Source organism: Escherichia sp. MOD1-EC7003 (assembly GCF_002965065.1).
Lineage (GTDB): Bacteria > Pseudomonadota > Gammaproteobacteria > Enterobacterales > Enterobacteriaceae > Escherichia.
The window spans coordinates 1-10,699 of record NZ_PTRE01000112.1 but is presented as its reverse complement, the minus strand read 5'-3'; the positions used below and the strand labels follow the sequence as shown (position 1 = coordinate 10,699).

Sequence of the window (10,699 nt, the reverse complement as noted above, 5' to 3'; positions counted from 1 at the left end):
CTCTATGCCAGTTGCAGCCTAAGAAGTGGGAAGCCTCGCCGTTTACGGCGGGGAGCAGTCACTGTGAATCATATGTATCAACGCAATGGATAAACAATGACGTGTATAATTTGGGCCAGTTAGCTGGCCCTTTTTACTGCTTTCTGTAACGCTAAGTCTTTTTTCAAACTTGCATTTTTGTAAATTTGTGCTTCATGCACACTCTTTCCCCACACTTTTTCCCTTTGCTGTGGTCTACTTATTCACGCGTGTAGATTTTACTTATCTGACTACCTCCGCACTTTTCCCCTGCCGGGCCTTAAAAGCCACTAAGCAGGGTGTTATCACCTGTTTGTCCAGGGTTTGTTTGCATGAGATACATCAAATCGATTACACAGCAGAAGCTGAGCTTTTTGCTTGCAATCTATATTGGCCTTTTTATGAATGGCGCGGTTTTTTACCGCCGCTTCGGCAGCTATGCGCACGATTTTACTGTCTGGAAAGGCGTTTCTGCGGTTGTTGAACTGGCTGCCACCGTGCTGGCGACTTTCTTTTTACTGCGTCTGCTTTCGCTGTTTGGCCGCCGTAGCTGGCGTATACTGGCGTCGCTGGTGGTGCTCTTTTCTGCAGGTGCCAGCTATTACATGACCTTTCTTAATGTGGTCATTGGTTATGGCATCATCGCATCTGTCATGACCACGGATATCGACCTGTCAAAAGAAGTTGTTGGTCTGAACTTTATTCTCTGGTTAATCGCCGTTAGCGCGTTGCCTCTTATCCTTATCTGGAATAACCGCTGTCGCCACACTTTGCTCCACCAACTGAGAACCCCAGGGCAGCGTACTCGTAGTCTGGCGGTCGTTGTACTGGCGGGGATTATGGTTTGGGCACCGATTCGTTTGCTGGATATCCAGCAGAAGAAAGTGGAGAGGGCGACCGGCGTTGATTTACCCAGCTATGGCGGCGTTGTCGCGAACTCTTATCTGCCATCAAACTGGCTTTCGGCATTGGGGTTGTATGCCTGGGCGCGGGTCGATGAATCTTCCGATAACAATTCTCTCCTTAATCCGGTGAAGAAGTTTACGTATCAGGCTCCGCAAAACGTTGATGATACTTATGTCGTTTTCATTATTGGTGAAACCACGCGTTGGGATCATATGGGCATCTTCGGCTATGAGCGTAACACCACGCCGAAGCTGGCTCAGGAGAAAAATCTGGCGGCGTTCCGAGGCTATTCTTGTGACACGGCAACCAAACTTTCTCTGCGTTGCATGTTTGTCCGTCAGGGGGGCGCGGAAGATAATCCGCAGCGCACATTAAAAGAACAGAACATTTTTGCGGTGCTGAAGCAGTTAGGATTCAGTTCTGATCTCTACGCTATGCAAAGCGAAATGTGGTTTTACAGCAATACGATGGCAGACAACATTGCTTATCGTGAGCAGATTGGTGCGGAGCCACGTAACCGCGACAAGTCGGTAGATGATATGTTACTGGTAGACGAAATGCAGCAATCGCTGGGGCGCAATCCGGATGGTAAGCATCTGATTATTCTGCATACCAAAGGTTCGCACTTTAACTACACCCAGCGTTACCCGCGCAGCTTCGCGCAGTGGAAGCCGGAGTGTGTTGGCGTTGATAGCGGCTGTACCAAAGCGCAGATGATCAACTCCTACGACAACTCGGTGACCTATGTGGATCACTTTATTGCCAGCGTGATTGATCAGGTTCGCGATAAGAAAGCGGTTGTGTTCTACGCCGCTGACCACGGTGAGTCAATAAACGAACGCGAGCACCTGCATGGCACGCCGCGTGAACTGGCACCACCGGAGCAGTTCCGCGTACCGATGATGGTCTGGATGTCGGATAAATATCTGGAAAATCCGGCCAATGCTCAGGCATTTGCGCAGTTGAAAAAAGAAGCTGACATGAAAGTACCGCGCCGTCACGTAGAGCTGTACGACACCATCATGGGCTGTCTTGGCTATACTTCACCGGATGGTGGAATTAACGAAAACAACAACTGGTGTCACATCCCGCAGGCGAAAGAGGTCGTGGCTAACTAAGAGGCCTGCTGACTTTCTCGCCGATCAAAAGGCATTTTGCTATTAAGGGATTGACGGGGGCATATCTGAGCAGTAAGATGCGCCCCGCATTCGGTGATTGGCGCAGCCTGGTAGCGCACTTCGTTCGGGACGAAGGGGTCGGAGGTTCGAATCCTCTATCACCGACCAATTTAGAAAAACCAGCCTACGGGCTGGTTTTTTGCATTCTGCGGTCTGAAGAGGATGAGAACCTCCGGGGGCAGGGAGGTTCGACTCGAGCGAAGCGAGAGAACGTTGCGCCAGCAACGGCCCGTAGGGCGAGCCACGCAGTGGCGAGTAATCCTCTATCACCGACCAATTTAGAAAAACCAGCCTGCGGGCTGGTTTTTTGCTTTCTGCGGTCTGAAGAGGATGAGAACCTCCGGGGGCAGGGAGGTTCGACTCGAGCGAAGCGAGAGAACGTTGCGCCAGCAACGGCCCGCAGGGCGAGCCACGCAGTGGCGAGTAATCCTCTATCACCGACCAATTTAGAACGTAGGCCTGATAAGACGCGGTAGCGTCGCATCAGGCAATGGCACCGCACTTATTGTCGGATGCGACATGAACGCCTTATCCGATCTACACACCACGCATTTCACTATCAAAACTGCACCTTATATCTCACTATCCATTAACGGATTTGTGACAGAAACCATTGTCTTTTTTTATCTTTGCTTAAATCTTTTTTTGCGTTACTTATGGCTGGCGCTGGCATTTTCCGCTGTGCGTTTTAGCGTTCATGGTATTAATCGCTCAGATATCCACCTTTTCCTCAGATTTTTTTCATTAAATGCATAAAATTTAATCACCAATTGTTGCTAAATATTAAGCTGATTGTTCTGGTTATGCTGGCGTAGCACAAATTTCTCTGCTGCAAATAGTTGTTTGAAGTTTTTTTAATCTTTGTTTGTGGATTCTCACCGTTGGTGTAAATCCCGGTTGGCTGTATTGACGTTTTCACATTCTGTTGACAGATTGTAGGTAACGAGGGGCATTTTATGGAGGAACCGCACTGTTACACTGATGTTAATTAGTACGGACCCCCCACCTCATCACGTTGACCCGACCGGGCAAAAAACAAAAAAGGTCAGGCAGCGGCAACCCACTGCAAAGGGTTAAAACAACAAACATCACAATTGGAGCACAATAATGCGTATTTCCTTGAAAAAGTCAGGGATGCTGAAGCTTGGTCTCAGCCTGGTGGCTATGACCGTCGCAGCAAGTGTTCAGGCTAAAACTCTGGTTTATTGCTCAGAAGGATCTCCGGAAGGGTTTAACCCGCAGCTGTTTACCTCCGGCACCACCTATGACGCCTCTTCCGTACCGCTTTATAACCGCCTGGTTGAATTTAAAATCGGCACCACTGAAGTGATTCCGGGCCTTGCTGAAAAGTGGGAAGTCAGCGAAGACGGTAAAACCTATACCTTCCATCTGCGTAAAGGTGTGAAGTGGCACGACAATAAAGAATTCAAACCGACGCGCGAACTGAACGCCGATGACGTGGTGTTCTCGTTCGATCGTCAGAAAAACGCGCAAAACCCGTACCATAAAGTTTCTGGCGGTAGCTACGAATACTTCGAAGGTATGGGTTTGCCAGAGCTGATCAGCGAAGTGAAAAAGGTGGACGACAACACCGTTCAGTTCGTGCTGACTCGCCCGGAAGCGCCATTCCTTGCTGACCTGGCAATGGACTTCGCCTCTATTCTGTCAAAAGAATATGCTGACGCGATGATGAAAGCCGGTACGCCGGAAAAACTGGACCTCAACCCCATCGGCACCGGCCCATTCCAGTTACAGCAATACCAGAAAGATTCCCGTATTCGCTACAAAGCGTTTGATGGCTACTGGGGCACCAAACCGAAGATTGACACGCTGGTCTTCTCGATTACTCCTGACGCTTCCGTGCGTTACGCGAAATTGCAGAAGAATGAATGCCAGGTGATGCCGTTCCCGAACCCGGCAGACATCGCGCGCATGAAGCAGGATAAATCCATCAACCTGATGGAAATGCCGGGGCTAAACGTCGGCTATCTCTCCTATAACGTGCAGAAAAAACCGCTGGATGACGTGAAAGTTCGCCAGGCACTGACCTACGCGGTGAACAAAGACGCGATCATCAAAGCGGTTTATCAGGGCGCGGGCGTGGCAGCGAAAAACCTGATCCCGCCAACCATGTGGGGCTATAACGACGACGTTCAGGACTACACCTACGATCCTGAAAAAGCGAAAGCCTTGCTGAAAGAAGCCGGTCTGGAAAAAGGCTTCTCCATCGACCTGTGGGCAATGCCGGTACAACGTCCGTATAACCCGAACGCACGCCGCATGGCAGAGATGATTCAGGCTGACTGGGCGAAAGTGGGCGTGCAGGCCAAAATCGTCACCTACGAATGGGGTGAGTACCTCAAGCGTGCGAAAGATGGCGAGCACCAGACGGTAATGATGGGCTGGACTGGCGACAACGGGGATCCGGATAACTTCTTCGCCACTCTGTTCAGCTGCGCCGCCTCTGAACAAGGCTCCAATTACTCAAAATGGTGCTACAAACCGTTTGAAGATCTGATTCAACCGGCGCGTGCTACCGACGACCACAACAAGCGTGTTGAACTGTACAAGCAAGCACAGGTCGTGATGCACGATCAGGCTCCGGCACTGATCATCGCTCACTCCACCGTGTTTGAACCGGTACGCAAAGAAGTTAAAGGCTATGTGGTTGATCCACTGGGCAAGCATCACTTCGAAAACGTCTCTATCGAATAATTAAAAGCCATACCCGATGGTGCTGTGCCTCTGTGCGCAGCGCCATCCGGCAGCAATACTTCATTTTCTGTCCGACCTGGGCGGGAACTGATTTGTGAGCAATACAGACACGCAGTTCCAGGCTGCGGGTCATTACAGAGAATTCGGGTTATGTTGCAGTTTATTCTCCGACGTTTGGGACTCGTCATCCCCACGTTTATCGGTATTACCCTTCTCACATTTGCCTTTATCCACATGATCCCGGGCGATCCGGTGATGATCATGGCGGGCGAACGTGGGATCTCCCCAGAGCGTCACGCACAGTTGCTGGCAGAACTCGGCTTAGATAAACCGATGTGGCAGCAATACCTCCATTACATTTGGGGCGTTATGCACGGTGATCTGGGCATTTCGATGAAAAGCCGCATCCCGGTTTGGGAAGAGTTCGTGCCACGCTTCCAGGCCACGCTGGAACTTGGCGTCTGCGCGATGATTTTTGCGACCGCGGTCGGTATTCCGGTTGGTGTGCTGGCGGCGGTTAAACGCGGTTCTATTTTCGATCACGCGGCGGTTGGCCTGGCGCTGACCGGCTACTCGATGCCGATTTTCTGGTGGGGCATGATGCTGATCATGCTGGTTTCAGTACACTGGAACCTGACGCCCGTCTCCGGTCGCGTGAGCGATATGGTATTCCTCGATGACTCCAATCCGTTAACCGGTTTTATGCTGATCGACACCGCCATCTGGGGCGAAGACGGCAACTTTATCGATGCCGTCGCCCATATGATCCTGCCCGCGATTGTGCTGGGTACTATCCCGCTGGCGGTCATTGTACGTATGACGCGTTCGTCGATGCTGGAAGTGCTGGGGGAAGATTACATTCGCACCGCGCGTGCCAAAGGTCTTACCCGTATGCGGGTGATTATCGTCCATGCGCTGCGTAACGCCATGCTGCCGGTGGTGACCGTTATCGGCCTTCAGGTGGGAACATTGTTGGCGGGGGCGATTCTGACCGAAACCATCTTCTCGTGGCCCGGCCTTGGGCGTTGGTTGATTGACGCACTGCAACGCCGCGATTATCCGGTAGTGCAGGGCGGCGTATTGCTGGTGGCGACGATGATTATCCTCGTCAACCTGTTGGTCGATCTGCTGTACGGCGTGGTGAACCCGCGTATTCGTCATAAGAAGTAAGGGAGCATCATGTCACAGGTTACTGAAAATAAAGTGATTAGCGCACCGGTGCCGATGACCCCGTTACAGGAGTTCTGGCATTATTTTAAACGCAACAAAGGCGCGGTTGTCGGGCTGGTTTACGTCGTTATCGTGCTGTTTATCGCGATCTTTGCCAACTGGATTGCGCCGTATAACCCGGCAGAACAGTTCCGCGATGCACTGCTTGCCCCGCCAGCCTGGCAGGAAGGCGGCAGCATGGCGCACTTGCTGGGCACGGATGACGTTGGCCGTGATGTGCTGTCGCGTCTGATGTATGGCGCACGGTTGTCGCTGCTGGTGGGCTGCCTGGTGGTGGTGTTGTCGCTGATTATGGGCGTCATTCTCGGCCTGATCGCCGGTTACTTCGGTGGCCTGGTCGATAACATCATCATGCGCGTCGTTGACATCATGCTGGCGCTGCCAAGCCTGCTGCTGGCGCTGGTGCTGGTGGCGATCTTCGGTCCGTCGATTGGTAACGCCGCGCTGGCGCTGACCTTTGTCGCCCTACCACACTATGTGCGCTTAACCCGTGCTGCCGTGCTGGTGGAGGTGAACCGCGATTACGTCACTGCTTCTCGTGTGGCGGGCGCTGGCGCGATGCGCCAGATGTTCGTCAATATCTTCCCGAACTGCCTTGCGCCGCTGATCGTTCAGGCGTCGCTCGGTTTCTCTAACGCCATTCTCGATATGGCCGCCCTTGGCTTCCTTGGTATGGGGGCACAGCCGCCAACGCCGGAGTGGGGCACCATGCTCTCTGATGTGTTGCAGTTCGCGCAAAGCGCCTGGTGGGTCGTAACCTTCCCCGGTCTGGCGATCCTGCTGACGGTGCTGGCATTTAACCTGATGGGTGACGGTCTGCGTGACGCGCTCGATCCCAAACTGAAGCAGTAAGAGGTTCGAGATGGCGTTATTAAATGTAGATAAATTATCGGTGCATTTTGGCGACGAAAGCACACCGTTCCGCGCCGTAGACCGCATCAGCTACAGCGTAAAAGAGGGCGAAGTGGTCGGGATTGTGGGAGAGTCTGGCTCCGGTAAGTCGGTTAGTTCACTGGCGATTATGGGGCTGATTGATTACCCAGGCCGCGTGATGGCAGAAAAGCTGGAGTTTAACGGTCAGGATTTGCAGCGTATTTCGGAAAAAGAGCGCCGTAGCCTGGTGGGTGCCGAAGTGGCGATGATCTTCCAGGACCCGATGACCAGCCTCAATCCGTGTTACACCGTGGGTTTCCAGATTATGGAAGCGATTAAGGTGCATCAGGGCGGTAATAAGAGCACTCGTCGTCAGCGGGCGATTGACCTGCTGAATCAGGTCGGTATTCCTGATCCGGCGTCACGTTTAGATGTTTACCCGCATCAGCTTTCCGGCGGCATGAGTCAACGTGTGATGATCGCCATGGCAATTGCCTGTCGGCCAAAACTGCTGATTGCCGATGAACCGACGACGGCGCTGGACGTGACCATTCAGGCACAAATCATCGAACTGCTGCTGGAGTTGCAGCAGAAAGAGAACATGGCGCTGGTGTTGATCACTCATGACCTGGCGCTGGTGGCAGAAGCGGCACATAAAATCATCGTGATGTATGCCGGTCAGGTAGTCGAAACGGGCGATGCGCACGCCATCTTCCATGCGCCACGTCATCCGTATACTCAGGCATTGCTGCGTGCGCTGCCGGAATTTGCACAGGACAAAGAGCGTCTGGCATCGTTGTCTGGCGTCGTTCCCGGTAAGTACGATCGCCCGAACGGTTGCCTGCTTAACCCGCGCTGCCCCTATGCGACAGACAGATGCCGCGCTGAAGAACCGGCGCTGAATATGCTCGCTGACGGGCGTCAGTCTAAATGCCACTACCCACTTGATGATGCCGGGAGGCCCACATTATGAGTACGCAAGAGGCCACCTCGCAACAACCGCTGTTGCAGGCTATCGACCTGAAAAAACATTACCCGGTGAAGAAAGGCATGTTCGCGCCGGAACGTCTGGTGAAGGCACTGGATGGCGTTTCGTTTAATCTTGAACGTGGCAAAACGCTGGCGGTGGTAGGTGAATCTGGCTGCGGTAAATCGACCCTCGGTCGACTGCTGACGATGATTGAAACGCCCACCGGCGGCGAGCTGTATTATCAGGGGCAGGATCTGCTCAAGCACGATCCGCAGGCGCAGAAGCTGCGTCGGCAGAAAATCCAGATCGTCTTCCAGAACCCCTATGGCTCGTTGAATCCGCGTAAAAAAGTCGGGCAAATTCTCGAAGAGCCGCTGCTGATTAACACCCGCTTAAGCAAAGAACAGCGTCGGGAAAAAGCGTTGTCGATGATGGCGAAAGTCGGCCTGAAAACCGAACATTACGACCGCTATCCGCATATGTTTTCCGGTGGCCAGCGTCAGCGTATCGCCATCGCCCGCGGTCTGATGCTCGACCCGGATGTGGTGATCGCCGATGAACCAGTTTCCGCGCTGGACGTCTCGGTGCGTGCGCAGGTGCTCAACCTGATGATGGATTTACAGCAGGAACTGGGACTGTCTTATGTCTTTATCTCGCACGATCTGTCGGTGGTCGAACACATTGCGGATGAAGTGATGGTGATGTACCTGGGCCGCTGCGTGGAGAAAGGAACGAAGGACCAAATCTTCAATAACCCGCGTCATCCGTACACTCAGGCGCTGCTCTCCGCGACGCCGCGCCTGAACCCGGACGATCGCCGCGAGCGCATTAAGCTCACCGGTGAACTGCCAAGCCCGCTGAATCCACCGCCGGGCTGCGCCTTCAACGCGCGCTGTCGTCGGCGCTTCGGCCCCTGCACCCAGTTGCAGCCGCAGCTAAAAGACTACGGCGGTCAACGGGTCGCCTGTTTTGCTGTTGATCAGGATGAAAATCCGCAGCGTTAACTCACAAAACCGGGGCCATTCGCTCCGGTTTACTCAATCAGCTTCAACAGTGGCGACAAGCATAGCAAAATGCCGTAAAGCAGAATCAGCCAGGCTTTAAACCCGCGAAGTTTTTCCAGTTGTGCGACTTTATAGATCAGGAAAAACGGAATGAGGCACGACACAATGCCATATAACGGGCTTCCCAATTGAAAGAACACCAGCACCGATACACGAAACGAAACCCAAATCGTCAACGTAATGACAATAAAAGCGCAGATCGCCAGAGTCAGCATGCGTGAGTTAATTTTCTTGGTATCAATAATTCGGCTTAACAGATTGAGAATAATGCCTTTAATGGCCTCGTGGAAACCGAGATAAATGCCAAAGAATGCGGTCAGTACGGCAAAGATATTCAGCACTGTCGAGGTGATATGAATGATATGCCCAGGGATCACCTGTGCGGCCAGTGCCAGTGCTGAGATATTTTGTTCAAATGCAGAAACGGCTTCTTCGTGGCTAATTGAGAAGGTAAACGAAAAGGCAAAAAACAGGATCACCGCGATGAGCGTGATATAGCTAATCCGATGGGTACGCAGCGCGAGCCGAGTTGCCAGTACTTTATCCGCTTCCCGTTTACGATAGGCAATATTCATCGGGTTAAGCACCTGAATAAATACCGCAGAAAAGAAGCAAAATGGAATGGTAAGCAGGACATCGCGGAAGAAAACAGAGGCTTGCGGGAAGGCGGTTATATTGGCGAAATTCCAGTGCGGGATCATCGCAAAACCGAACAGGACAATAATCCCTACTTTGACCACTACCATTGGCCCGGAAATCTTAAACAATAATCGCTCGCCACCGGACGCAATCGCCACCAGTACCGCGAAAATAGCCACTTTATAGACCAGGGATTGTGAAAGATCGGTATCAGTTAAACCGAAGGTTTTCAGGTACGAAGCGCTGTCGAAAACCACGGAGAGAGAGTAGATAAAAATCCCGTGGATAATCATCAAAAAGTAGATAACCCCGAGAAAAATTCCCCAGTTCCTCCCCAGGTAATGGCTGATAATATCGGTATAGTCGTTACAGGAATCGCTTTCAGAAAGGGTTTTTAAATAAATATCCTGCACTACCCAGGTGGCAGGATAAGCAATAATCGCGGCGGTAATAAATACCCAAATTCCCTTCAAGCCAATTTGTACTGGCATTAGTACGGTTCCGGCACCAATCGCCATGCCTATGCATAATAAAACCCAGCCGAAGTCGTAGCGTGTAAATGGCAATTTCTGATCGTGTTTCGGTAGTGTGTTGTGCTGCATAAAGTCCTGTCCAGAAAGAAGTCGGCCTCGCAAAAATGAATAAACCCAGTTTCTCTTGCGCAACAGGTGGAGAAGTCGAATACGCAGTAAGTAAAAAATGAGGCAACAGATTCACTGGGGAGGTCGCGAGGGGCGCAATTCTACAAAATTGCGTATTTCACTACTAGTCTGGAATTAACCCGGATATGAACTGCAACCAACACAACTCAAGAATGGCCGCGAAACGTTGTCATTACAACACAGGCGGCTCTATGACGCTCGCCAAACGGGGCATGGCCTTCTGGCATGATTTAGCTGCTCCGGTCATTGCTGGCATTCTTGCCAGTCTGAGCGTGAACTGGCTGAATAAGCGGAAGTAACGTGTCCTGCGGGCGTCAGGCTGCCGTAATGGCAATTTGCGCCCGGACTAGGCCGCAGGGGTAAAACTCTGCGGCCTTTTTCGTGTGCGCCGGGCATGGCGCGTAGCGCCGTGACTGGCGCTGTTCTTCAACTGTGGTGGCTGAA

8 protein-coding genes, 1 tRNA gene and 2 other RNA genes are annotated in these 10,699 nt (G+C 52.2%); 10 read left to right on the top strand and 1 reads right to left on the bottom strand.

The features are described from left to right. Positions 1–350: 350 nt before the first annotated feature. The 9 genes from eptB (at position 351) to dppF (ending at position 8,894) form a co-directional block, all read left to right on the top strand. A complete protein-coding gene (gene eptB / locus A7090_RS18560; protein ID WP_105275126.1) occupies positions 351–2,042 on the top strand; it encodes a kdo(2)-lipid A phosphoethanolamine 7''-transferase in 1,692 nt (563 codons plus the stop codon). Between the two features lie 91 nt (positions 2,043–2,133). Then, positions 2,134–2,210 (top strand) — tRNA-Pro (locus tag A7090_RS18555). 33 nt (positions 2,211–2,243) lie between these two features. Continuing rightward, positions 2,244–2,378, top strand: a non-coding RNA gene (locus A7090_RS18550) — RtT sRNA. Positions 2,379–2,411: 33 nt separating this feature from the next. After that, positions 2,412–2,546: non-coding RNA, RtT sRNA (locus tag A7090_RS18545), on the top strand. Between the two features lie 663 nt (positions 2,547–3,209). Next, positions 3,210–4,817 carry a dipeptide ABC transporter substrate-binding protein DppA gene (gene dppA / locus A7090_RS18535; RefSeq protein WP_105275124.1) on the top strand — a complete coding sequence of 536 codons (1,608 nt, stop codon included), beginning with the start codon at positions 3,210–3,212 and terminating at the stop codon, positions 4,815–4,817. A 150-nt stretch (positions 4,818–4,967) separates the two neighbouring features. Further along, on the top strand, positions 4,968–5,987 hold the full coding sequence (dppB, locus tag A7090_RS18525) for a dipeptide ABC transporter permease DppB (RefSeq protein ID WP_105275123.1): 1,020 nt from the start codon (positions 4,968–4,970) through the stop codon (positions 5,985–5,987). Between the two features lie 9 nt (positions 5,988–5,996). After that, positions 5,997–6,899 (top strand): dipeptide ABC transporter permease DppC, encoded by a 903-nt coding sequence (dppC, locus tag A7090_RS18520; protein WP_105275122.1) that lies wholly within the window; start codon positions 5,997–5,999, stop codon positions 6,897–6,899. Between the two features lie 10 nt (positions 6,900–6,909). Next, a complete protein-coding gene (dppD, locus tag A7090_RS18515) occupies positions 6,910–7,893 on the top strand; it encodes a dipeptide ABC transporter ATP-binding protein (protein ID WP_105275121.1) in 984 nt (327 codons plus the stop codon). After that, the gene (gene dppF, locus A7090_RS18510; RefSeq protein ID WP_105275120.1) at positions 7,890–8,894 is read left to right on the top strand and encodes a dipeptide ABC transporter ATP-binding subunit DppF; all 1,005 of its coding nucleotides are present in this window, start codon (positions 7,890–7,892) and stop codon (positions 8,892–8,894) included. The genes dppD and dppF overlap by 4 nt, the downstream gene beginning before the upstream one ends. Positions 8,895–8,923: 29 nt before the next feature. Here the strand turns inward: dppF and A7090_RS18505 are convergent, their stop codons facing one another. Further along, entirely contained in the window at positions 8,924–10,195 is a 1,272-nt protein-coding gene (locus tag A7090_RS18505; protein WP_105275119.1) for an aromatic amino acid transport family protein, read from the bottom strand. Positions 10,196–10,446: 251 nt separating this feature from the next. On the opposite strand from A7090_RS18505, the gene A7090_RS18500 reads away from it, so the two are divergent. After that, positions 10,447–10,554 carry a type I toxin-antitoxin system toxin Ldr family protein gene (locus A7090_RS18500; RefSeq protein WP_105275118.1) on the top strand — a complete coding sequence of 36 codons (108 nt, stop codon included), beginning with the start codon at positions 10,447–10,449 and terminating at the stop codon, positions 10,552–10,554. Positions 10,555–10,699 lie beyond the last annotated feature (145 nt).

Excerpts from the sequence above, each read along its gene's own strand:
- eptB (WP_105275126.1), top strand. The coding sequence starts at position 351 with ATGAGATACATCAAATCGATTACACAGCAGAAGCTGAGCTTTTTGCTT.
- dppA (WP_105275124.1), top strand. The coding sequence starts at position 3,210 with ATGCGTATTTCCTTGAAAAAGTCAGGGATGCTGAAGCTTGGTCTCAGC.
- dppB (WP_105275123.1), top strand. The coding sequence starts at position 4,968 with ATGTTGCAGTTTATTCTCCGACGTTTGGGACTCGTCATCCCCACGTTT.
- dppC (WP_105275122.1), top strand. The coding sequence starts at position 5,997 with ATGTCACAGGTTACTGAAAATAAAGTGATTAGCGCACCGGTGCCGATG.
- dppD (WP_105275121.1), top strand. The coding sequence starts at position 6,910 with ATGGCGTTATTAAATGTAGATAAATTATCGGTGCATTTTGGCGACGAA.
- dppF (WP_105275120.1), top strand. The coding sequence starts at position 7,890 with ATGAGTACGCAAGAGGCCACCTCGCAACAACCGCTGTTGCAGGCTATC.
- A7090_RS18505 (WP_105275119.1), bottom strand. The coding sequence starts at position 10,195 with ATGCAGCACAACACACTACCGAAACACGATCAGAAATTGCCATTTACA.
- A7090_RS18500 (WP_105275118.1), top strand. The coding sequence starts at position 10,447 with ATGACGCTCGCCAAACGGGGCATGGCCTTCTGGCATGATTTAGCTGCT.